Genomic DNA, 22,740 nt, shown 5'->3' on the forward strand with positions numbered 1-22,740 from the left:
AGGAACTCTGCCGTGCGCACGACGCGTTACGCGATGGTCGTCGGCCTCGCGCTCGCCGCCCTCGCCGCAGCTCCAGCCCCCTCCACCGCCTCCACCCCCGCCTCCGAGCCGGCCTCACTCCCCCGGGTCGGCGGCGTCGAGCTGCCGACCCACATCCACGGCGGAGCGTGGCCAACCAGCCATGTACAGGGCGTCACCGTCGACGCCGAGAACGGCCACGTCTACTGGTCGTTCACCCAGATGCTCGTCAAGACGGACCTCGACGGCACCGTGCTCGGCACCGTCGAGGGCCTGACCGGGCACCTCGGCGACATCGACCTCAGCCCGCACGACGGCCGCGTCTACGGCTCGCTGGAGTACAAGGCGGAGGAGGCGTTCTACATAGCCGTCTTCGACGTCGCGAAGATCGACAGGATCGGCATGAACGCCGAGACCGACGGCGTGATGACCACCGTCCACCTCGCCGAGGTCGTCGAGGACTTCACCGCCGACATGAACGGCGACGGTGTCTTCGACGGCGACACCGCCAACACCCCGGACCACCGGTACGGGTGCAGCGGCATCGACGGCGTCTCGTTCGGCCCGGGCTTCGGCCGCAGCGGCGGCCCGCAGCGGCTGATGGTCGCCTACGGCGTCTACTCCAACACCGAGCGGACCGACAACGACCACCAGGTGATCCTGGAGTACGACGTGCGCCGCTGGGAGCGCTACGAGCGGCCGCTGACGCAGAGCCAGCCCCACCGCAGCGGCCCGCGCCACACCGACGGCAAGTACTTCGTCCGCACCGGCAACACCACCTACGGCGTGCAGAACCTCCAGTACGACCCGCACACCGGCAACTGGATCATGGCCGTGTACGAGGGGAAGAAGGAGACGTACCCGAACTACTCCTTCTTCCTGGTCGACGGCTCGGCCCGCCCGGAGCGCGGCGAGATCACCGGCCAGCCGGAGCCGGAGCGTGGCCGGCTGCTGAGCCTGCTCCCCGCCGGCCTGCACGACCCGGCCACCGGTACCCACGGCTGGGAGTTCCACGGCAACTACGGCATCGACGCGCTCGGCGACGGCTACTACTACGTGGCCGAGGGCGGCCCGGTGGGCGACGGCACGCAGGAGGGGGAGGTGTACCTCTACCGCTGGACGGGCGAGGCGCCCACGCCGTTCGAGCGCGTCATGGACGACACGACGGCCGGCGACGGCGCCGTCGAGGGGTGAGCGACGCGCCCGCCGGCGCGGCACGGGGGACGTGTCACGCACGGCGGGCGCACCGCACCGCGCGGCCGACGCCCCGCTGCCTGTCAGTGGTGCCTGTCAGGATGGCGGCATGGAATCTTCGCAGGTCGTGCGGCAGATGTGGGACCGGATGCAGGATCGGGACTGGGCGGGGGTCGGCGCCCTCCTCGCCGAGGATCTGGTGGTGGAGTGGCCCGCCAGCGGCGAGCGCATCGTCGGCCGCGAGAACTTCGTCAGGATCAACGCCGAGTACCCGGAGGGCTGGTCGATCATCGTGCTGCGGGTCGTGGCGGACGGGGTGACGGTGGTCTCCGAGGTGGAGGTGCCGCACGCATCGGCGGGGCTCCACCGCGTCGCGTCGTTCTGGACCGTGAGGGACGGGCTCATCACGACGGGCCGGGAGTACTGGACGGAGGTGGGATCCGACCCCGCCCCCGCGTGGCGGTCGCCGTACGTCGAGCTGATGTGAGCGACAGGGACCCTCCTCGGAGCGAGCGATCGGGGGCGCACCCCTCACCCACGCGAGCCCCTGAACGCGTGCGGTATGCGCCCCCGATGCTTCGCCCCACGCGTGCCCTCCGCCTCTCCCCCCACGATCCCGAGCGGAGGCCCTTCCGGGTGGGGGCGGGCCGCCGCATGGTGGTGACCGCCCTTCAGCGCCACGGCCGGCCGTAGCCGCACACCCACCCACAAGGGAGGCACGCCATGTCCCGCACGCCGTCCGCGTCACCCTCGCCGTTACCGTCGCCGTCCGCCTCACCGTCACCGTCGCCGTTACCCGAGCCCGTGGTCCTCGACAGCACGGGCGCCCCGCGTCTCCACGAGCAGGCCGGCGAGCTCAGGGCGGCGGCACCCGCTGTCCGGGTCCGGCTGCCGGAGAACGTCGTCGCCTGGTCCGTGACCCGGGGCGACGTGATCCGTCGGCTGCTCACCCATCCCGACGTCTCCAAGAACCCCCGCACCTCCTGGCCGGGATACCGGCCAGGAGCCGTCCAGTGGCTCTACCCGTGGGTCGACGTCGAGTCGATGTTCACCGCCGACGGCCCCGACCACCAGCGGCTGAAGAAGGTCGTGGGCAGGGCCTTCACCCCGCGCCGCGTCGAGGCGCTGCGTCCGACGGTCGAGTCCGTCGTCGCCGGCCTGCTCGACGCCCTGGCGGCGCGCGACCCCGGGGCCCCCACCGACCTGCGCGCCGGCTTCGCCTACGGCATACCCACGCAGGTGATCTGCGGCCTCGTCGGCGTGCCGCCGGAGCAGCGCGCCGCCATGCTCGGCCACATGGACCGCGTGCTGACCACCGACGTGACCAGGGAGGAGTCGAGCGACGTCAACCAGGGGCTGATCCAGGCCATGCGCACCCTGATCGCGACCAAACGCGCGGAGCGGGAGGGCGAGCAGCGAGGCGGGCGGCAGGGCGAGCAGCGGGACCCGCAGCGGGACGAGCGGCCCGCCGAGGACATGACGAGCCTGCTGCTGGCGGCCGAGGAGGAGATCGAGCTCACCGAGCACGAGATGATCTCCACCCTGATCCTGATGGTCGGCGCCGGCAGCCAGACCGCCACGGCCCTCATCGCCCACACCGTCGTCGAACTCCTCAGCCACCGCGAGCAGCTCGCCGCCGTCCTCGCCGACCCGCGCCGCTGGGACGACGCGATCGAGGAGGCGTTACGCCTGCACCCGCCCATCGTCCACATCCCGATGCGCTTCGCCACGGCCGACATCGACCTCGGCGAGGGTGTGACGATCCGCGCGGGGGACGCCGTCATCGCCGGATTCGGCGCGCACGGCCGCGACCCGGCCGTGCACCGGGACCCGGAGACCTTCGACATCGACCGCGAGGACAAGGCGCACATGGCGTTCGGCCACGGTCTGCACTACTGCGTCGGAGCGCCGCTCGCCCGCCTGGAGGCCCAGGTGGCCCTGCCCGCGCTCTTCGACCGCTTCCCCGACCTCGCCCTGGCGGTCGACGCCTCGGCGCTGCCCCCGCAGCCCTCCTTCATCGGCCACGACCTGCTGGAGCTGCCCGTCCTGCTCGGCGCGAGCCGCCGCCGGACCACGTGAGCCCCCCACGTCGAACCCACGTGGGCCGGCGGAACCGGCCGCCGCCGAGCCGGGAACCGGCCGCCGCCGACGATCAGCCGAACTGGCCGGGCTGGTAGTCCCCGGCCGGCTGCCGGACGATGACGTTCACGCGGTTGTAGGCGTTGATGAGGGCGATGAGGATGACCAGACCGGTCAGCTGCCCCTCGTCGAAGTGCTTCGCGGCGTTGGCCCACGCCTCGTCCGTGACGCCCTCGCCGGCGTCGGCGAGGCGGGTGCCCTGCTCCGTGACCTCCAGCGCGGCGCGCTCGGCGTCGGTGAAGACGGTGGCCTCCCGCCAGGCCGCCACGAGGTTCAGCCGGAGCGCGCTCTCCCCGGCGTGCGCCGCCTCCTTGGTGTGCATGTCCAGGCAGAAGCCGCAGCCGTTGATCTGGCTGGCGCGGATCTTCACCAGCTCCTGCGTGGCGAGCGGCAGCCCGGTGCTCGCCACCGTGGCGGCCGCGGCGTTGAAGTTCCTGAAGGCCTTCATGGCGGTCTCGTTGGCGAAGAGGTTCAGACGAGCGTCCATCGTGAGCTCCCGTAGGTGCGTCGTGGACGGGGCCGAAGCTCACTGCCTCCCTCGGCCCCGTGCTTTCGTAGCACTGACCGATCGCGCCGACCGAATGTGACAGGACGGGAATGTGACCTGCGTCGCTCCTCGTCACGCCCCCGAAGTGACCGGCCGTAGGCTGACCCCGTGCTGGAGGACATCGCCGCGTGACACGTGAGTCCGACACCTTCGACCACGCGGCCGGCGCCGCCGAGGCGCTCGGGGCCCCCGTGCGCGAAGCCGCGCCGCTGGCCCACGGCTCGCGGACGGGGGTGACCGAGGGCGTCTGGCGCGTCACCGCGGCCAACGGGCGTCGCGCCGTGCTGAAGGTCCTGCGGCCGGGCAGGGGCACCGACCCCGACTCGGTCTGGTACTGGCGACGGGAGCCGGAGATCTACGCCAGCGGCCTGCCCACGCCCTACTCGGCGAGCGGAATCCGGCTGCCTGAGCTGTACGCGTCCGTCGAACGCCAGGAGGACGACGGCCCTCGCGTCGACCTCTGGCTGGAGGACGCCACCGTCGGCCGCGACCACCCGCGCGAGTCGACTACGGCGAGGTGGCGCGCCGCTTCGGCCTCGCCCAGGGCGGCTGCCTCCGACCCGACCCGGGCGCCGTGGGAACGGACGCCGCGCCGCCGTGGAGCCGGGGATTCCTGCGCGCGTACCTCGCCGACTGGGACCGCGACGTCGACTGGTCGCTGCTGGAGGACGACGAGGCGTGGCGTCAGCCGCTGGTCGCCGAGCACTTCGACGACACGATCCGCGACTACGCCCGGCGCGCCCACGCCGAACGGGAGCTGTTCCTGCGCTGGGCCGACGCGCTGCCGCAGACCCTCTGCCACCACGACCTCTGGCCGAACAACCTCTTCCACGACGGGCCGGGCCCGCTCACCGTGATCGACTGGGCCCTCGCCGGCCACGGCCCGCTCGGCGGCGACGTCGGCAACCTCGTCTCCGACACCGCGCTCGACCTGATCCGTCCGGCCGCCGAGATCCCGGCACTGGACGCCGCCGCCTTCGAGGGCTACGTCAGCGGCGTCCGCGACTCCGGCCCCGCCGGCCGCCGCGTGGATCCCGGCCTGCTCCGGCTCGGCATGGTGATCACGGCGGTGAAGTGGTCCTGGCTGGTCCCGGGCATGGTGGCCCGCGCCGCCCGCGAGCGGCACGTCATCTACGACGGCCAGACCCCCGACCCCCACCACCTGTACGCCGAACGGGCCGCCGTCCTCCGCCACCTCGCCACCTGGACCACCGAGGCCCACACCCTCGCCGCCACCCACCTGTGACCCATGCCGAGGCGCGCGAACGTCGCGCATCAGCCTGTGTCTCTCTCAGCCCGCGCCGCGCCCGCCGGCCTGGCGGCGGTCCGGACCGACGGACGGGGGCGACGTCACGCGGGAGCGCCGAGCGGCGGGTGCTCGAGCACGCGGGGCTTGTACTCGACCAGCTGGATGCGGCCGTCGAAGGTCCGGTGCTCGACCATCTCGAGAGCGACGTCCGGATAGCCGTCGTAGATGCGTTCCGCGCCCGTGGCCCCGGTGATCACCGGGAACATCACGACCCGGAAGCGGTCGACGAGCCCGGCTCGCAGCAGGGACCGGGCGAGGCTCAGGCTGCCGATCGTGCTGAGGAGCCCCGAGCCACTCGACTTCATGGCGCGGACCGCCTCGACGGCGTCGTCGCGGACGAGCGTGGAGTTGGCCCACGTCAGCGGCTCCTGGAGCGAGGAGGAGAACACCACCTTGGACGCCTGCGTGAGCTCGTCGACGGACGCCTCCTCCTCGGGCCTGAACTCGTCCTGGCCAGCCGGGACCTCCCCGGCGGCGAAGCCCGACATCAGGCGGTAGGTGTTCGCTCCCATCAGGTAGGTGACCTCGGGCTGCTCGCCGAGCCACGCGAGGTACTCCGGGCCCTCCAGGCCCCAGAACCCGGGCCATCCCTCCCCCGACGCGTAGCCGTCGAGCGAGGTGATGAAGTCGACGAGAAGCTCCGACATGACGGTGTCCTTTCCTGGGGTGTCACGAGCTATGACCGGCCGGGAGCCCCAAACTCATCGGCCGCGCCGTGAGGTGACGGGAAAACCCGTGACGCGGCGGCCGATCGTCTCGTCCGACGAGCCGCCGTCACCGCGTCGCGACGCGGGCGGTGCTCGCGTCGGCCCCGGTCACGTCGCCGTCCAGACCGTGCCGCGGGCCTCGTACTCCAGCATGGACTCCAGGTGCAGCGCGACGTCGGGGCCGAGGGCGCGGCGGGCGAGCCAGAGGGAGAGTTCGAGGCCGGAGGTGATGCCACCGGCGGTGACGAGGTCGCCGTCGTCGACGACGCGGGCGCGCGTGGGGACGCCGCCGTACTCCTCCAGGCTGTCCCACGCGCCGTGGTGGGTGGTGCAGGGCCGGCCCCTGAGCAGCCCGGCCGCGCCCAGCAGGACGGAGCCGGTGCAGACGGAGGCGATGGTCAGCCCCGGGCGCGGCGCCTCGGCCAGGGCGCGGGGCAGCACGCCCCGGCGGATCTCCGCGCCGACGCCCGGTCCGTCGCCGTCGGTGAAGCCGCCGCCCGGCACGACGAGCACGTCGGCCTCCTCGGGCGCCCAGCGGTGGCCGACCCGGACCCGCGTCCCCTGCGAGGCGGTGACGGAGCGGGAGCCGTCGGCGGTGACGTAGTGGATCTCGCCGCCGTCGGGGCTGTGGCCGGCCGCCAGACCGAGGACGTAGTAGGGGGCGGCGAAGTCCATCTCCTCGACGCCGTCGAAGAGGACGACGTGGATGCGGAGGGGTCCGGTGTGCCGCGACGCGGTCGCGGCCGACGAAGCCGACGAAGCCGTCGAGGCGGTGGCCGAGGCCGTGGTCGAGGCGGTCGAGGCCGACGCCGACGTGGCGGCGAGTCCGGTGGTGGCGGTGGCGACTCCGGCGGCGCCGGCGAGGGTCGCCCCGCGCAGGAGCGTTCTGCGGTCGAACGTGTCGTGTCCCATGGGTCGAGGGTGGCAACGAGGGCCCCCGAGCCGACAGACGCGCCCGTGACGCGCTTCGATAGGTTCCTGCCATGCGGACCGTGGCCGTTCTCGCACCGCCGGGGGCGGTCGGCTTCGACGTCGCGGCGGCCTGCCAGGCGTTCGCCGTCACCCGCCTCCCCGACGGCGCGCCGCCCTACGAGGTGTGGGTCTGCGGCGACGCGCCCGTGCGGTCGATGGCCGCCGGCGTCCACTGCTTCGACCTCGTGCCCACCCACCCCCTCGACGCGGCCCTGGCGGCGGACACGATCGTCGTACCCGGCGTCGGCCGGGACTCCGCGCTCCGCGAGCCCGCCGCGCGGAGGGTGCTCGCCCTGCTGCGCGCGGCCCGCGACCGGGGCGTCCGGATCGCCTCGATCTGCACGGGCGCGTTCCTGCTGGCCGAGGCGGGGCTGCTCGACGGCGGTCGCGCGACGACGCACTGGCTGGAGGCGGAGCGCCTGGCGGCGGCGTACCCGACGGTCGAGGTGGACGCGGGCGTCCTCTTCGTGGACAACGGCCAGGTCCTGACCTCGGCGGGCCTGACGGCGGGGATCGACCTCTGCCTGCACCTCGTCAGCCTGGACCACGGCGCGGCGGTGGCCGCCCGCGCGGCGCGGGCGCTCGTGGTGCCGGTGCGGCGGGAGGGCGGCATGGCGCAGTACGTGCGGCACCCCGCCACGGACCACGACCCGTTACGCGCCACGCTCGACTGGCTCCACCGCAACCTGCACCGCCCGCTCACGCTCGCCCACATCGCCCGCGAGGCCGGACTGAGTCCGCGTCACCTCCACCGTCGCTTCCGCGAGAAGACGGGCACGACGCCGCTGCGGTGGCTGCTGTGGGCGCGGGTGGAACGGGTCAGGGAGCTGTTGGAGACCACCGACCTGCCGGTGGAGGAGATCGCCCGCGTGACGGGCTTCGGCTCGGCGGTCTCGCTGCGCACCCACTTCCGGCGACGCGTGGGGGCGAGCCCGTCCGCGTACCGGCGGACGTTCCGTCAGGGGAGCCAGGGCAGCCAGGGCAGCCAAGGGAGCCAGGGCAGCCAGGCGACGCGTCGCTGACGCCCGGCGAGGAAGAGCGTCAGGAAGAACCACCAGAAAGGGTCCAGGCAGGGCCGGGCCGTTCAGGGAAGCGCGTCGAGGAAGGCGCCGACGGCCGCGGCGAAGGCGGGCGGGTCGTCGGCGTAGAGCCAGTGGCCGCAGCCCGGGAGTTCGACGAGGGTGGTGTGGGGGCGGGCCGTGGCCATCCAGCCCGCCGTGGCCGGCGTGAGGATGAAGCTGTCGGCGCCGCGCAGCAGGAGCGCCGGTTGCCGCGACGCCGTCCACGCGGCGGAGAGGTCGCCGGTCAGCGCGCGCTGGGAGGCCATCATGTCGTCGGCGTCGAAGAGCAGGCCCCAGCCGTCGGCGAACGCGACCGCGCTGTCGAGGAAGTAGCCGGCGTCCGGGATGCCGTGGGCCTCGATCGCGGCGCGCAGCGCGTCGCGCGAGGCGGCGCGACGCGGCCATCCGGTGATGTCCAGCACGGGGTGGGTCTCGGGCTCCTCGTTGCGCACGGTCATGTCGGCGACGAGGAGGGCGGAGACGAGGTCGGGGTGGCGCGCGGCGAGGTGGTAGGCGACGGCGCCGCCCATGGAGTGCCCGAGGACGGCCGCCGGGGCGAGGTCGAGGGCGCGGAGGAACGCGGCGGCGTCCTCGACGTACGCCTCGGGTGTCAGGCCGCCGGGCTCGGCGCCGTTGTCGGACAGGCCGTGGGCTCGCTGGTCCAGCGCGACGACGCGGTAGCGGTCGGACAGGGCCGAGGCGAGCGGCGCGAAGATCCGGCCGCGCCCGAAGTGGCCGTGGAGGGCGAACAGCACGGGCGCGTCGGGCGGGCCGAGGTCGAGGTAGGCGAAGCGGCGGCCACGGAGGTGGACGAAGGACTCGGGTGGCGGCGGCGACGGCAAGGGGGCGGTCCCGGTTCCGGTGAGGGCGAGGGCGAGGGCGAGGGCGAGGTCGGTGTGAGGGAGGCGGGCGGTCAGGCGGTCAGTCGTTGTTGCAGGGCGGGTCGCCGGGGGGCGTGGGCTGGACCGCGAGGAGGCGGACGTCGTCGCTGGGCCCGTTGGCCAGGGCGCGCCAGCGGTGGGGGGTGCCGCCCAGGTAGCTGATGCTGTCGCCCGGCGCGAGCTCGTGCCGCTCGGGCCCGCCGCCCTCGGTGACGATCTCGACCTCGACCTCCCCCTTGAGGATGTACAGGAACTCGTCCCCCGGGTGGTCGTAGTAGTCGCCGTACGCGGTGCGCAGGCCGCGGAACTCGACGGGGTGGACGCGCAGGTGCGCGGTGCCGAGGACGCGGGCGGTGCCGACCCCGTTGGGCACCGCCTCGCCGTCGCCCGCGCGCACGACGCGGACGCCGGGGCAGCCGGGACCGCGGCCGGTGTCGGCGGGCAGGGGGACGGAGGTGGCGAGCAGCCGCTGCTGTGTCGTGTCGAGCGCGAGGGCGATACGGTGCAACGACCGCATGCTCGGGTGGGTCAGGCCGCGTTCCAGCTGGCTCAGGAAGGGGTGGGAGAGGTCCGCGCGTTGGGCGAGCTGGACCAGGGTCATACCCTTGTCCTTGCGCAACCGCCGGATAGCGGCGCCGAGTTCGGCGCGCTGGGCGCCGTCCGGCTCACTCCTCTGGTCACGTGGGGCCGACATGGGGCGATCCTAGGCTCACTGGTCAGACGGCCGGCCGCGTAACTCCCGTGAAACGTGGGAGACATGCACCCGCCGTAGACTCGATGTTGATACGATCAACATCGTACCCGGCCTTGGGAGTCTCCGATGCTGTCGGCCGCACCGCCCAGCGCGTTCCGGTCCGCACGTGCCACGGCCACCGACGTCGATCCCCTCGACGCGTGTCCGCGGCCCGTCGCCGCACGACCCGAACCCGCGCGGGCCCGGACCGCCCAGGCTCGACCCACAGGGGCCCGACCCACAGGGGCCCAGCCCGCAGGGGCCCAGCCCGCAGGGCCGGAGCCGGTGTGACGGGCGGGAGCGGCTGGTTCGCGGTGCGCGAGGCGGGGCCCGGCGCGTTCCTCCTCGCCGAGCCGGGGCACGTCAACAGTTACCTCCTCCTCGGCGAGGACCTCGCCCTCCTCTTCGACACGGGCACGGGCATCGCGCCCATCGGCGACGAGGTCAGGGCCCTGACCCCCCTCCCCCTCCTCGTGGTCAACTCCCACCACGGCCACCTCCACCGCGGCGGCAACGCCTCGCTGCGCGGCCTCGCCAAGGACTTCGCCGCCCACCCGGCCGGCGCCCAGGCACACGCCGAGCCCGCGCCCCGCGCCTGGCTGGAGCGGTACGCCGAGGTCGCCCGCACGGTGCGCCGCCGCTACGAGGGCCTGCACGCGCTCGACACCCACCACGGCTTCTTCCTCACGGGCTCCCGCGTCGCGGTGCGGCCGGTGCCCGACCTCTCCGACTGGCGGATCGAGGCCGTGCCGACCACCCGCCCGTTGCGCGAGGGCGAGGTGCTCGACCTCGGCGGACGACGGCTGACCGTGCTGCACACCCCCGGGCACTCGCCCGACGGCATCTGCCTGTGGGAGGCGGAGACGGGGTTACTCCTGGCCGGGGACACCCTGGTCAGCGGCGTGTTCGCCGCGCACCTGCCGGGCTCGGACGTGGCCGCGTTCGCCGACTCCACCGCCCGCCTCGCCGAACTGCCCGTGACCCACGCCCTGCTCGGGCACAACCTGCGCCACCGCGCGGGACCCGGGTTCGTCGCCGACGTGGCGGCGGCCCTGGCGGCCGTGCGGGACGGGAGGACGCGGGCGGTCAGGGGCTCGGACGCCTTCGGCGTCGAGTGCCGGCGTCACGACTTCGACGGCTTCGCCGTGCTCACCGAGGGCGTCGCGGACGGCTTCTGGCAGCCGGCGGAGGAGCCGCGCGGCCGGGACGGCGACGCGTCCGCCCCACGCGGCGCGGAGGCCCCGCACGGCGTGGAAGCCCCACGCGGCACGGAGGCCCCGCACGGCGCGGAAGCCCCGCACGGCGCGGAGGCCCCGCACGGCGCGGAGAGAGGACGGGAGACCCCGGATGCTGCTGCGTAACGCCCGGCTGCCCGACGGCACGGTGCGGGACCTGCTGCTCTGCGAGCGTCACGGCCTGGTCCGCGAGGTCGGGCTCCCCGGCGAGCTGCCCCCGGGCCCCGGCGGCAACGACGGCCCCAACGAGACCGTCGGCATGGACCTGAGCGGCTTCCTGCTGCTGCCGGCTCCCGCCGAGCCCCACGCCCACCTCGACAAGGCCCTCAGCTGGGAACTGGTCGGCGCCCCGCCCGGCGACCTGCCGGCCGCGATCACCGCCTGGCGCGCGTACGCCGAGCGCGTGACGGAGGAGGAGATCGCCCGTCGCGCCCGTCGCGCGCTGGACGAGTTGGTGATGAACGGGGTCACCGCCGTCCGCACCCACGTGGACGTGCTGCCGGGCGAGGATCCGCTGCGCGGCCTGCGCGCGCTGCTGCGGCTGCGTGACGACGACGCGGTGCGGGCGCGGATCGCCGTGCAGGTCGCCGTGTTGCACGGCGACGCGCCCGACGCGCTGCTGCGCGAGGCGCTGTGGCTGGGCGCCGACGTCCTCGGCGGCTGCCCCCACCTGGCGCCCGACCCGGTGGCCGCCGTCGACCAGGCGCTGCGGCTGGCCGGGGAGTTCGGCGTGCCGGTCGACCTGCACGCCGACGAGAACCTCGACCCGCGCTCCGGCGACCTGCGGCTGCTGGCCGCCCGGCTGGCGGCGCGCCCCGACGACCGCCCGCCGCGCGTGACGGCGAGTCACTGCGTCAGCCTCGGCGTCCTGCCGGCGGCGGAGGCCGCCCGGCTGGCGAAGGAGGTGGCCGCCGCGGACGTCGGCGTCGTCGCGCTGCCGCTGACCAACCTCGGCCTCCAGGGCCGCGACCACCCCGTTTCGACGCCCCGCGGGCTGACGGCGGTCCGCGCCCTGCTCGACGCGGGGGTGACCGTCGCGGCCGGCGGGGACAACGTGCGCGACCCGTTCAACCCGGTGGGCCGGCTCGACGGGCTGGAGACGGCCGCGCTGCTGGTGGCGGCGGCGCACCTGACGCCGGACGAGGCGCTGCACGCCGTCACCAACGCGGCCCGCGCCGTGCTCGGCCTGCCGGCGGCGGGGCCGTGGCAGGGCGCCGTGGCGGACCTGCTGGCGGTGCGCGCCGGGTCGTTGGGCGAGGCGCTGTCGAGCGCCTGCGCCGACCGCGTGACCTTCCGCGCCGGGCGGGTCGTCAGCAGAACGCGCGTCCACCGCGAGCTGCTGTGACCTGAGGCCGTGACGTGAAGCCGTGACGTGAAGAAGCCGGCGGGAAGTGTGCGTGGGCGTGGAGGGGCGTGGCAAGGGGTGGAAAGGGGGAGCGGGCGGCGCGGACGGGAGAGATGATGTTCATGCTGTCAACATTCGCCGTCCGTGGGGCGGTTGTACCGAGAGACACAAGTGAGAGGAGGGTGCGGACATGACGACCGGATCCGACACCGAGCCCGACCGGGCTCCCGGCCCCTCGCCCGACCCGGCGCCTGTTCCGGCGCCCGGCACCAGCGGCACCGTCGTCGAGGACACGCACGACGAGGTCCCCGGCCAGGCCACCGGGCAGACCCCCGGACAGGCCGGGCAGACCCCCGGGCAGGCGGCGTCGCGCTACGACGCCGAGGCGACGCTGCGCCTCGGCGGTGGGACGGCGGCGCCCCGCCCCGAACCCGGGGCCGCCCCCGTGCCCGGCCAGGGGCCCGACCCTGGCGCCGGCCGTGCCGCCGCCCCTGAGGCCGCGCTGCGCTTCGAGGGCGTCCACAAGCGGTTCCCCAACGGCACGACCGCCCTCGCCGACGTCCACCTGTCCGTCGCCCCCGGCGAGTTCGTCGCCGTCGTCGGCCCCTCCGGCTGCGGCAAGTCCACGCTGCTGCGCCTGGCCTCCCGCCTGGACACCCCCACCGCCGGCACCGTCCACGTGGGCGGCACATCCCTCGGCTACGTCTTCCAGGACCCGACGCTGCTCCCCTGGCGCCGCGTGCTGGCCAACGTCGAACTCCCCGCCGAGCTCACCGGCGTCGGCCGGGCCGAGCGCCGCGCCCGCGCCCGCGAGGCGCTGCGCCTCGTCGGGCTGGAGGGCGCGGAGCGGCAGTTGCCGCGCGAGCTCTCCGGCGGCATGCGGATGCGCGTCTCCCTCGCCCGCGCGCTGATGACCCGTCCCGACGTCTTCCTCTTCGACGAGCCGTTCGGCGCGCTCGACGAGATCACGCGGATGCGGCTCCAGGAGGAGCTCCAACGCATCCTGTCCGAACAGCGCTTCGCCGGGCTGTTCATCACCCACTCCGTCATCGAGGCGACCTTCCTCGCCAGCCGCGTCGTCGTCATGACCGCACGGCCCGGCCGCGTCGTCGCCGCCTTCGACGTCCCCTTCCCCCACCCCCGCCCGCCGGAGCTCCGCTACGACCCGGCCTTCGCCCGGATCGCCGGCGAGGTCTCGGCCGCGTTGCGCGACGGGGCGGGAGAGCCAGCCGTGCAGGGAGGTTCGCCCCAGTGAGCACGCTCACGCGCAAGTCCAGGTCGTCGTCCAGGTCCAGGTCGTCGTCCGGGTCCTCGTCCCGGTCCTCGTCCGGCTCGTCCCCGGGGTCCGCCGGGTCCGCCGCCTCGCCGTCCGCCTCCCCGCCGTCGGGCGGCGGCTTCGCGGACCCCGGCGGCGAGGCGTCCGCCGGGACGGCCGTGCCGCCTCCCGAGCGCCCGCGCTCCCTGGCGTACAGGGTGCTCGTCTCCGTCGGCCCGCCGCTCGTCTCGGCGGCCGTCGTGGTCGGTATCTGGTACCTCGTCAGCTACGTGATGCTGGAGCCCGACCGGCAGTTCCTGGTGCCGCCGCCCCACGAGGTGGTGGACGTCGCCCTCCTCGACTGGGAGCAGCTGGAGCCGAAGCTGGAGGCGCTCGCGCTGACCGCCCGCGTCGCGCTCACCGGCCTGGTGATCGCGGTGGCCCTCGGCGTCCTCGCCGCCGTGTTGATGAGCAGGGCCCGCTGGCTGGAGCGCTCCCTCTACCCGTACGCGGTGATCCTCCAGACCGTGCCGATCCTCGCCATCGTGCCGCTGATCGGCATGTGGTTCGGCTTCGGCTACTCCAGCCGCACCATCGTCTGCGTGATCATCGCGCTGTTCCCGATGATCGCCAACACGCTGTTCGGCATCCAGTCCGTCGACGCCTCCCACCACGACCTGTTCACCCTCCACCGGGCCAGCCGGTGGGAGCGGCTGCGGAAGCTGGAGCTGCCGGCCGCGCTGCCGTCGATCTTCACCGGGCTGCGGACCTCCGCCGGCCTGTCGGTGATCGGCGCCATCGTCGGCGACATGTTCTTCCGTCAGGGGGACCCGGGCATCGGCACGCTGCTGGACACCTACCGGCAGCGGCTCCAGTCGGAGGACCTCTACGCGTCGATCATCCTCGCCTCCCTCTTCGGCGTGGTGGTCTTCGCGCTGTTCTCCCTCGTCAACCGCCTGGCGGTGGGCTCGTGGCACGGCTCTGGGTCGGCCCGTTAGAGTGTCGACGCCTCATCAGGTATCGCACGTCTGCACGACCTCGCACGATCACGGTACGTAACGATACATACCGTGCACACTGCCCACGCGTGGCCCGTCGTAGCGCACCGTGGTGGCGTCAGGCCGCCGATCGCCGGGTCACCCGCCCCCACCGTTTTGGACACTGCATGCCCCTCAGCACCCGGCGCGCCAGGCGCGCCCCCACCACGTTGCTCGCCTCGGCGCTCCTCGTCGCCCTCACGGCCACCGCCTGCGGCGACGACGGCGAGTCGGACACCCTCGACGCGGAGTCGCTCGCCGACCCCACCGCCGAGCAGGACCTGAGCGACGTGTGCCCCGAGACCATCGTCGTCCAGACCGACTGGATGCCGGAGGCCGAACACGGGCCGATCTACAACCTCGTCGGCCCCGGGTACACCGTCAACACCGGCAACAAGACGATCACCGGACCGCTGGTCGTCGACAACGTGAACACGGGCGTCGAGATCGAGGTGCGTGCGGGCGGCGCCGCGATCAGCTACCAGAACATCCCCTCCCAGATGTACCTGGAGCAGGAGATCACCCTCGGCATGGTCTCCACCGACGGCGCGATGAACGCCGCCAACGACCGGCCCGTCACCGCCGTGATGGCGTTAATGGACAAGAGCCCGCAGATGCTGATGTGGGACCCGGAGACCCACCCCGACTGGCAGACCATCCACGACATCGGCGAGTCCGACGCGAAGGTCGTCTACGTCGAGGGCAGCTCGTACGCTCCCATGCTCGTCGCCGACGGGCTCGTGCGCGAGGAGCAGCTCGACGCGAGCTACGACGGCTCGCCCTCCCGCTTCGTCGCCGACCCGAGCATCGCGCAGCAGGGGTACGCCACCACCGAGCCGTACGTCTACGAGAACGAGGTCAGCGCCTGGGGACGCCCCGTCGAGTACCAGCTCCTGGCCGACGTCGGATACAGCGTCTACCCGCAGGCCCTGTCGGTCCGCTCGGCGGAGCTCGACACCCTCGAACCCTGCCTGACCAAGCTGGTGCCGCTGATGCAGCAGTCCACGGTGGACTTCGCCGAGGACCCGGCGCCCACGGTCGAGCTCATCGCCGAGATCGTGACCGAGTACGACGCGGGCTGGGTGTACAGCGAGGAGACCGGCCTGTTCGGCGCCGAGCAGATGGTGGAGCTCGAACTCCTCACCAACGGCGCCGACGGCTCGGTGGGCAGCTTCGACATGGAGCGGGTGGACGCGACGCGCGAGAAGTTCACCCCGATCGTCACCGCCTCCGGCGCCCAACTGCCCGAGGACCTGTCGGCCGAGGACCTCGCCACCAACGACTTCATCGACACGTCCGTCTCCCTCCGCTGACGGCGGGCGCGAGGCGCGGCACGGCGCGGCCGACCCGACGACCCGACGGGGCCGACCCGACGTGGTCGACACGACGCGGTCGACCCGACGCGGCCGACACGGCGAGACCGACAGAAGAGTCCGACACAACAGATCGACGAGACGCGACACGACGAGATTCGACGAGATCCGACGAGACGCGGAAGCGAGAACCGGTGATCCTCCATGACCGTTAACCCCAGACCCGCGACCCTGTCCGCCAGCGAGATCCGCCGGCTCACCGAGCTCGTCCCCGACGAGCGGCTGCGCCCCCGACCCCCCGCCGGGGCCGACGGGGCCGACGGTGGCGACGACGGCGACGCGCACGGCGGCGCCGGGAACGGGCGGGGCAACGGGAGCGGAGGGCGCCCCACCACCCCCGGCATCGAGGAGTTCTGCGCCGAGGCGACGGAACTCCTCGGCGCCGGGGCCGTGGTCCGCGACGACGCGGCGCTGACGCGGGCGTCGCGCGACTGGGCGCACATGTCGCCCATCCTCACCGAACGGGCCGCCCGGCTCCCCGCCGGACGCGCCGAGGTGGTGCTCCGCCCCGCCTCGCACGAACGGATCGCCGACGTGGTGGCCCTCGCCCACCGCCACCGGATTCCCCTCACCCCGCGTGGCAAGGGCACGGGCAACTACGGCCAGGCCATACCGCTGGCCGGCGGCGCCGTCCTCGACCTGGGCCGCTGCGCGCGGATCCTCGACGCGGGCGACGGCTGGATCAGGGCGGAGGCGGGCGCGCGGCTGTCGGAGCTGGAGGCGCACGCCCTCACCCTGGGCCAGGAGCTGTGGATGTACCCCTCCACCTTCGGCACCAGCATCGGCGGCTTCGTCTCCGGCGGCTCGGGAGGCACCGGCTCGCTGGTCCACGGCACCACCGCCGACGGCTTCGTGCGGGAGCTGACGGTGGTGCCCTGCACCGCCGAGGCCACGCCGTTCACGGTGCGCGGCGCGGACGCGTTGCCGTACATCCACGCCTACGGCACGACCGGGATCATCGCCACGGCCACCGTCAGCCTCCAGGCGGCCCGCGCGTGGACGGGGTTCTTCGCCGCCTTCCCGGCCGACGCCGTCGACGACACCCGTGGCGCCGCCGGGTGGCGCGCGGCGACCGCCGCGCTGACCGGGCTCGTCGCACTCGACCCCGCGCCCCGCCTGGTCTCCCTCGACGAGCCGGCCCTCGTCGAGACCTTCGCCCCCGACCCGGCGCTCGACCCCACCTCGATCAGCGTCCGCGCCATCGTCGAGGAGGCGGCGCTGCCCGAGGCCCGCGCCGTCGTCGAACGCCACGGCGGCCGGGTCCTCGCGACCCGCCCCGCCCCCCAGGGCCCGGGACTGGTCTCCTCGCTCTCCTTCAACCACCCCACCTACCACCTGATGAAGGCCAGGGAGGGCTACTTCCACCTGGAGATCGGCGGCGAGGTGCTGCTGGGCGACCCGGCGGCCGTGAAGGCCGTCTACCCCGACACCGTGCTCCACCTGGAGGGCATGCGCAGCGGCCCCGTCGGCATGCTCATGGCCCGCTACGAGGACGAGGCCACCGTCTACGACGGCATCGAGTCCCTCGAAGCCCTCGGCGTGCGCGTCCACGACGTCCACAACTGGTACGTGGACCGCCGCGTCGACCTCGTCCGCGCCACCGCCCGCACCACCGACCCCCTCGGCCTGCTCAACCCGGGCAAGCTCCTCCCCCGGTGAACGGAGGCTCCGCCGCCATGCCGCTCACCCGCTTCGCCGAGCTGTCGGCCCCGGCCGTCGCGGCCCTGCCGCCGGACACGGTGGCGCTGCTGCCCGTCGGCTCGCTGGAGCAGCACGGCCCGCACCTGCCGGTCGCCACGGACCACCTGATCGCGGTCGCCGTCGCCGAGCGCGCCGCCCGCCTGGCGACGGCCGTCGACGCCGGGGCCGGGGCCGGGGCCGGGGCCTGCGACGTCACGCTGCTGCCGCCCCTGACCTACACCAAGTCGAACGAGCACGCCTGGTCGCCGGGAACGCTCTGGCTGAGCGCGACGACGCTGCTCGCCGTCCTCGACGACCTCGGCCGGTCGCTGGCCGCCAGCGGCATCCGCCGCCTGGCCCTCCTCAACGCCCACGGCGGCAACACCGCCCTCCTCGGCGTCGCCCTGCGCGAGCTGCGCGTCCACCACGGGCTGCTCACGTTCCTGCTCCCCGTCTCCCTCCCCGCGCCGAAGGACTCGGGCGAGCTCGGCACGGGCATCCACGCCGGCCTGACCGAGACCTCCGCGATGCTCCACCTCCACCCCGAGCTGGTCGACATGTCGCTCGCCCGCCGCCACGTCCCCGAGCACCTCGCGGCGTACGAGCACGTCGGCTTCGGCAGGCCCGTGGCGTTCGGCTGGACCAGCGACGACCTCTCCCCGACGGGCGTGGTCGGCGACCCGACCGGCGCGACGGCCGACCTCGGCCGCGTCCTCGTGGCCGACGCCGCCGCCCGCACGGCCGCCGCCCTGCGGGAGTGCGCACGCTTCCGCTTCGACACCCACGAGCGGCCGACCGGGCGGGGGTGACGGCGTCGCCCGCTGCGACCGCGCCCGCCCCCGTCCGACGCCGCTACGGGAGGGCGTCCACGTGCGGGCCCACCAGCCCGGACCAGGTGTGGCCGTCGGCCGCGTCCCAGTTCACCGACCAGGTCATGGCGCCACGCAGGTCCGGATAGGTGCGGTCGGGCACGAACCGGCCGCAGTCGGTGCCCCGCGTCAGGCAGTCGAGGGCGGCCACCACGACGGCCGGCTCCACGTACCCCGAGCTCGCCGCGCTGGGCGAGGCGGGAGCGCCGAGGCCGACCTGCGAGGGCGCGAGGCCGCCTGTGAGCTGGACGCAGGCGAGCGCGGTGAGGAAGTCGACGCTGCCGGCGGAGTAGACCTGGCCGTCGCAGCCGAGCATCGAGCCGCTGTTGTAGTACTGCGTGTTGACGACCGTCAGGAAGTCCCTGGTGTTGAGCGCGAGCTGGAAGTACTCGGTGCCGGTGTGCTGCATGTCGAGGGTCTGCGGTGCCATCGTGTAGACGAGGTCGTCGCCGACGGCCGCGTGGATCTGCTCCATCGCCTGCGTCAGGTACGTGGCGTTGATGCCGTGTTCGAGGTCGATGTCGATGCCGTCGAAGCCGTACTCGGCCATCAGCGCCAGCGCGCTGTCGGCGAACGCCTGCGCCGAGGCCGGGTCGTTCACGGTGACCGTGCCGTTGGCGCCGCCGACGGAGAGGACCACGGAGACGCCCTCGGCCTGCTTGGCCGCGATGTCGTCCCTGAACTCCTGCTCGGAGGCGTACCCGAGCGAGCGGTCGAGGCTGAAGTCGATCTGTCCCGGCGTCGCGGTCGACTCGGCGAACGCGACGGCGATGATGTCGTACGCGTCGGAGACGTCCCGCAGCTTCAGGAGGACGGATCCGTTGTCGAAGTTGTGCCAGTACCCGGTCAGCGCGTGCCGGGGCACGGCCCGGGGGGCGGGGTCGGCGGTGGCGGTGGCGGTGGCGGTGCCGGTGGCGGCCGTGAGGCCACCGGCCACGAGCGCGGCCGTGAGGGCGGCGGCCAGCCACCGCGAGCGGGGCCGAGGCCGGGAGCGGGAGAAACGCGGGAGGAGTCCGCGCGCACGCGTGCGGACGCGGGCCTGGCGGGATGAGGGGTGGTCCACTTCGCCTCCGGATACAGGGTGTGGGGGGTGGAGGGGAACGGTGGCACGGTGTGGGACAGAATCTGACGCCGCGCCAGCCACTTGTCAACGGCGCGCGGGGCGGCACCCGCCGCAGCCGACGCCGGGAGGACGTCGGCGGTTCACGCGCGCGTACGCCGGGGTTCGCCGACGGCGCTGACGCTGGCGGCCGTGAACGACACACCGAACGACACACCGAACGACAGACAGAGCGACAGACAGAGCGACGGACTTCACGACGGATTTCGCGCCCGGCCCAGCCGCCGCGGGGTCCTCGCCGGCCTCGCCGCCGGCCTCGGCGCGGGCCTCGGCCTCGCCGCCGCCTCACCCGCGGCGGCGGCCGGCGTCGACACCGCCCCCTCCGCCCCCTCCGCCCCCTCGCGCCACGCCGCGCGGCGCCTGCGCGTCGCCACGTTCAACATCCACCACGGCGCCAGCCCCGCCGACGTCCTCGACCTGGAGCGCGTGGCCCGCGTCATCGCGGCCCTGCGCGTCGACGTCGTCGGCCTCCAGGAGGTCGACCGGCACTGGTCGGAGCGGAGCGGCCTCGTCGACCAGCCGGCGTGGCTGGGCCGGCGGCTGCGGATGCACCACGTCTACGGCGCCAACCTCGACCTCGACCCGGCCGAGCCCGGCGCGCCGCGCCGCCAGTACGGCACCGCGATCCTCTCCCGCTGGCCGGTCCTGTCCTGGCGCAACACCCACCTGCCGCTCTTCCCCGGCCACGAGCAGCGCGGCCTGCTCCAGGCCACGCTCGCCGTCCGCGGCACCCGCCTCACCGCCGCCGTCACCCACCTCCAGCACAACGACAACGTCGAGCGGGAGCAGCAGGCCGCGCGGATCGTCGAACTGCTGGGCGGCGACCCCCGTCGGACCGTCCTCGTCGGCGACCTCAACGCCCGCCCCGGGGCGCCGGAGATCCGCACCCTGACGGACGCGCTGCCCGACCCGTGGCCCCGCGTCGGCGACGGCGACGGCTTCACCTACGGCTCGGTCGACCCGACCTCCCGCATCGACTACGTCCTCGCCTCCCGCGACCTGCGGCCCCTCGCGGCGGAGGTCGTCACCCTCGACCCGGAGGCGTCCGACCACCTGCCGGTCGTCGCGGAGCTGCTGATGCCCCGCTAGGCCGTGTCCTTGGCCCCGCCCAGCGCGCCGGTGGTCAGCCCTCGGGGGTCAGCCGGACCCGTTCCACGACCTCGCCGTCCCTGACCAGGCGCCACTCCTCGCCGTCGATCTCGTAGCGCTCCAGGGAGTTGGGGACCTCGTAGCCGCCGGCGGTCTCGTGGGCCTCGCCCACGAAGAGCGCGTCCGGGTCGTCCACGGACCACTCGACGTAGGTGAGCACGTCCGTGGCGACCGCCCGGCAGAGGGTGATCCGCATGCCGCCCGTCCCCCGGTACGCCGCCTCCAGCGTCGCCTCGCGGCCGATGTGGCGTTGCACCTCCACCGGGCACGGGGCGGCGCTGGCCGTGGCGGCGGCGCCTGGGCCGTCGCCGCCGTCACCGCCGTCACCGCCGCCACCCGTCAGCACGCCGTCGAGGCCGGCCCACGCCAGGAGCACCGCGGCGTAGGCGAGGAACAGGAAGATGGCGACTCCGACGAGGCGCAGCGCCAGGGGCGTTCCCGGCCTGTCGACCGGCGGCCCCGGCGCCGGGGACGGCGGCGCGGCGCGTGGGGGACGGGGCGTGGCGCGGCGGGTCGGGGGCTCCTCGTCCTCGCGGAGGACGCCGGTCCGCAGCAGCCGTCGCAGCTCGTCGAGGGGCACGACCGCGTCGCAGGCGCCGCAGACGAGCTGCCGCGTGTCGTTCGCGGCGTCGCAGCGCGGGCAGCGCCAGCCGTCCGCGGGCAGCGGCGCCTCGCGCGGGGTGTCGCAGGTCATGCACCGCTCGGCGTCGGCGTCGTTGTACGTGTCGCAGGCGCCGCACCGCCACGTCGCCGCCGTCACCGCGCGGTGGTCACGCCGTCGACGACGCGGCGTCGGACATCGGGAGGTCGGCCGTGTCGGCCGGCACGCCCGGGGCTCCCGACACCGTCGGCATCTCCGGGGCGCACCGGGCGCAGGCGGCGAAGACGTCGAGGATGCGCTCGACGTGCTCGTCGGTGTTGGCGGCGGTCAGGGAGAGGCGGACCAGCGCGCGCCCCGGCGGCACGGCGGGCGGCAGTATCGCGTGGGCGAAGACGCCCGCGTCGAACAGCGCGTTCCACAGGCGCAGGCAGGCCGCGTCCTGTCCGACGAAGACGGGCACCACCGACCAGTCGCCCGCGCCGGTGTCGTAGCCGAGGGACCGCAGCCCGCCGTGGAGGCGGGCCGCGAGGGCCCGCGCCCGCTCGCGGTGCTCGGGCTCCCGCCGCACGATGTCGAGCGCGGCCAGCGCGGCGGCCAGGGCGCCGGGCGGGGCGGCGGCGGAGTATATGAGGGCGCGGCCGTGGTGGCGCATGAAGTCGACGACGTCCTCCGACCCGGCGAGGAAGCCGCCGAGGGAGCCGAAGCACTTCGACAGGGTGCCGGTCACCAGGTCGACGCCGGCCTCGGCGGCGAGGTGCTCGGCCGCGCCGCGCCCGTTGGCACCCAGCAGGCCCGTGTCGTGGGCGCCGTCCACCACCAGCCTGGCGCCCGACCTGGCGGCCAGCTCGGCGAGCTCCGGCAGCGCCGCCAGGTCGCCCGTCATCGAGAACAGCCCCTCGGTGACGATGAGCCGCCCCGTGCCGGGGTCGCCGCGCTCCAGCAGTCGCGCGAGGTGGTCGAGGTCGTTGTGGCGGAAGCGCGTGAAGCGGGCGTCGCCGAGCCGCGCCGCGTCGATGAGGGAGGCGTGGCAGTGCTGGTCGAGGAGGACGACGTCGTCGCGGCCGAGCAGGCAGGAGAGCACGAGGTTGGCCTGGAAGCCGGTCGTCGTCACGAGCGCCGCGTCGCGGCCGAGGAAGGCCGCGAGTTCGGCCTCCAGGCGTTCGTGGAGGGCGAGGGTGCCGTTGAGGAGGCGGGAGCTGGAGCAGGAGGTGCCCAGCCGGGCGGTCGCCTCGGTGGCGGCCTGCCGCACCCGGGGGTCGGCCGCCAGCCCGAGGTAGTCGTTGGAGGCGGCCATCACCATCCTGCGGCCCTCGACCACGACCTCACCGCCGCCGGAGTTCTCGCTCACGACGCGGTAGTACGGGTACGTTCCGGTGTCGCGCACCGCACGCGCCTGCCGGGCTCCCGGCCACTCGCGGCACTTCGAGAAGATGTCGGACATCGGTTCCTTCACGCGTTGGGTGGGACCGTTTCGGGGATGCGGCTGCGTCCTCACGGCGGTGCGCACCGTTGGAA

General features: G+C 74.3%; 21 protein-coding genes. 13 read left to right on the forward strand and 8 right to left on the reverse strand.

The genetic code is table 11. The annotated features are described in order from the left end of the window. Positions 1-33 precede the first annotated feature (33 nt). From ACTWP5_RS05300 to ACTWP5_RS05310, 3 genes are all read left to right on the forward strand, one after another. Positions 34-1,212 carry a hypothetical protein gene (locus ACTWP5_RS05300; protein WP_443219682.1) on the forward strand — a complete coding sequence of 393 codons (1,179 nt, stop codon included), beginning with the start codon at positions 34-36 and terminating at the stop codon, positions 1,210-1,212. Between the two features lie 109 nt (positions 1,213-1,321). Beyond that, entirely contained in the window at positions 1,322-1,699 is a 378-nt protein-coding gene (locus tag ACTWP5_RS05305) for a nuclear transport factor 2 family protein (protein WP_443219544.1), read from the forward strand. Positions 1,700-1,935: 236 nt separating this feature from the next. Next, positions 1,936-3,291, forward strand: a complete 1,356-nt coding sequence (locus ACTWP5_RS05310; RefSeq protein ID WP_443219545.1) for a cytochrome P450 family protein — start codon at positions 1,936-1,938, stop codon at positions 3,289-3,291. A 73-nt stretch (positions 3,292-3,364) separates the two neighbouring features. On the opposite strand, the gene ACTWP5_RS05315 is transcribed toward ACTWP5_RS05310, so the two are convergent. Further along, positions 3,365-3,838, reverse strand: a complete 474-nt coding sequence (locus ACTWP5_RS05315) for a carboxymuconolactone decarboxylase family protein (protein ID WP_443219546.1) — start codon at positions 3,836-3,838, stop codon at positions 3,365-3,367. A 577-nt stretch (positions 3,839-4,415) separates the two neighbouring features. On the opposite strand from ACTWP5_RS05315, the gene ACTWP5_RS05320 reads away from it, so the two are divergent. Further along, entirely contained in the window at positions 4,416-5,144 is a 729-nt protein-coding gene (locus ACTWP5_RS05320) for a phosphotransferase (protein ID WP_443219547.1), read from the forward strand. A 104-nt stretch (positions 5,145-5,248) separates the two neighbouring features. Here the strand turns inward: ACTWP5_RS05320 and ACTWP5_RS05325 are convergent, their stop codons facing one another. After that, positions 5,249-5,854 (reverse strand): dihydrofolate reductase family protein, encoded by a 606-nt coding sequence (locus ACTWP5_RS05325; protein ID WP_443219548.1) that lies wholly within the window; start codon positions 5,852-5,854, stop codon positions 5,249-5,251. A gap of 168 nt (positions 5,855-6,022) precedes the next feature. After that, the gene (locus ACTWP5_RS05330) at positions 6,023-6,826 is read right to left on the reverse strand and encodes a DJ-1/PfpI family protein (protein WP_443219549.1); all 804 of its coding nucleotides are present in this window, start codon (positions 6,824-6,826) and stop codon (positions 6,023-6,025) included. 71 nt (positions 6,827-6,897) lie between these two features. Here ACTWP5_RS05330 and ACTWP5_RS05335 point away from each other — a divergent pair, with 71 nt between their 5' ends. Next, the gene (locus tag ACTWP5_RS05335) at positions 6,898-7,908 is read left to right on the forward strand and encodes a GlxA family transcriptional regulator (protein WP_443219550.1); all 1,011 of its coding nucleotides are present in this window, start codon (positions 6,898-6,900) and stop codon (positions 7,906-7,908) included. A gap of 62 nt (positions 7,909-7,970) precedes the next feature. On the opposite strand, the gene ACTWP5_RS05340 is transcribed toward ACTWP5_RS05335, so the two are convergent. After that, the gene (locus ACTWP5_RS05340; RefSeq protein WP_443219551.1) at positions 7,971-8,789 is read right to left on the reverse strand and encodes an alpha/beta fold hydrolase; all 819 of its coding nucleotides are present in this window, start codon (positions 8,787-8,789) and stop codon (positions 7,971-7,973) included. A 79-nt stretch (positions 8,790-8,868) separates the two neighbouring features. Then, positions 8,869-9,522: a helix-turn-helix domain-containing protein gene (locus ACTWP5_RS05345; RefSeq protein WP_443219552.1), complete on the reverse strand. Its 654-nt coding sequence runs from the start codon at positions 9,520-9,522 to the stop codon at positions 8,869-8,871. A 326-nt stretch (positions 9,523-9,848) separates the two neighbouring features. On the opposite strand from ACTWP5_RS05345, the gene ACTWP5_RS05350 reads away from it, so the two are divergent. From ACTWP5_RS05350 to ACTWP5_RS05380, 7 genes are all read left to right on the forward strand, one after another. Next, positions 9,849-10,922 (forward strand): MBL fold metallo-hydrolase, encoded by a 1,074-nt coding sequence (locus ACTWP5_RS05350; RefSeq protein WP_443219553.1) that lies wholly within the window; start codon positions 9,849-9,851, stop codon positions 10,920-10,922. Beyond that, positions 10,909-12,141 (forward strand): amidohydrolase family protein, encoded by a 1,233-nt coding sequence (locus tag ACTWP5_RS05355; protein ID WP_443219554.1) that lies wholly within the window; start codon positions 10,909-10,911, stop codon positions 12,139-12,141. Before ACTWP5_RS05350 ends, ACTWP5_RS05355 begins: the two co-directional genes overlap by 14 nt. Positions 12,142-12,331: 190 nt before the next feature. After that, complete coding sequence (locus ACTWP5_RS05360) at positions 12,332-13,396, forward strand: ATP-binding cassette domain-containing protein (protein ID WP_443219555.1); 1,065 nt, start codon at positions 12,332-12,334, stop codon at positions 13,394-13,396. Between the two features lie 179 nt (positions 13,397-13,575). Continuing rightward, the gene (locus ACTWP5_RS05365; protein WP_443219556.1) at positions 13,576-14,394 is read left to right on the forward strand and encodes an ABC transporter permease; all 819 of its coding nucleotides are present in this window, start codon (positions 13,576-13,578) and stop codon (positions 14,392-14,394) included. A gap of 167 nt (positions 14,395-14,561) precedes the next feature. Further along, a complete protein-coding gene (locus ACTWP5_RS05370; RefSeq protein ID WP_443219557.1) occupies positions 14,562-15,746 on the forward strand; it encodes a hypothetical protein in 1,185 nt (394 codons plus the stop codon). Between the two features lie 204 nt (positions 15,747-15,950). Continuing rightward, a complete protein-coding gene (locus ACTWP5_RS05375) occupies positions 15,951-17,465 on the forward strand; it encodes an FAD-binding oxidoreductase (protein WP_443219558.1) in 1,515 nt (504 codons plus the stop codon). Positions 17,466-17,482: 17 nt separating this feature from the next. Further along, a complete protein-coding gene (locus tag ACTWP5_RS05380) occupies positions 17,483-18,295 on the forward strand; it encodes a creatininase family protein (RefSeq protein WP_443219559.1) in 813 nt (270 codons plus the stop codon). A gap of 43 nt (positions 18,296-18,338) precedes the next feature. Here the strand turns inward: ACTWP5_RS05380 and ACTWP5_RS05385 are convergent, their stop codons facing one another. Beyond that, entirely contained in the window at positions 18,339-19,319 is a 981-nt protein-coding gene (locus tag ACTWP5_RS05385; protein ID WP_443219683.1) for a chitinase, read from the reverse strand. Positions 19,320-19,607: 288 nt separating this feature from the next. Here ACTWP5_RS05385 and ACTWP5_RS05390 point away from each other — a divergent pair, with 288 nt between their 5' ends. Further along, positions 19,608-20,564, forward strand: coding sequence for an endonuclease/exonuclease/phosphatase family protein (locus ACTWP5_RS05390; RefSeq protein WP_443219560.1), 957 nt, complete (start codon positions 19,608-19,610; stop codon positions 20,562-20,564). A 34-nt stretch (positions 20,565-20,598) separates the two neighbouring features. On the opposite strand, the gene ACTWP5_RS05395 is transcribed toward ACTWP5_RS05390, so the two are convergent. After that, positions 20,599-21,384, reverse strand: coding sequence for a zinc finger protein (locus ACTWP5_RS05395; RefSeq protein WP_443219561.1), 786 nt, complete (start codon positions 21,382-21,384; stop codon positions 20,599-20,601). A gap of 10 nt (positions 21,385-21,394) precedes the next feature. Further along, entirely contained in the window at positions 21,395-22,666 is a 1,272-nt protein-coding gene (locus tag ACTWP5_RS05400) for an aminotransferase class I/II-fold pyridoxal phosphate-dependent enzyme (protein ID WP_443219562.1), read from the reverse strand. Between the last annotated feature and the right edge of the window lie 74 nt (positions 22,667-22,740).

Source organism: Streptomyces sp. 4N509B (genome assembly GCF_052245655.1).
GTDB lineage: Bacteria > Actinomycetota > Actinomycetes > Streptomycetales > Streptomycetaceae > Streptomyces.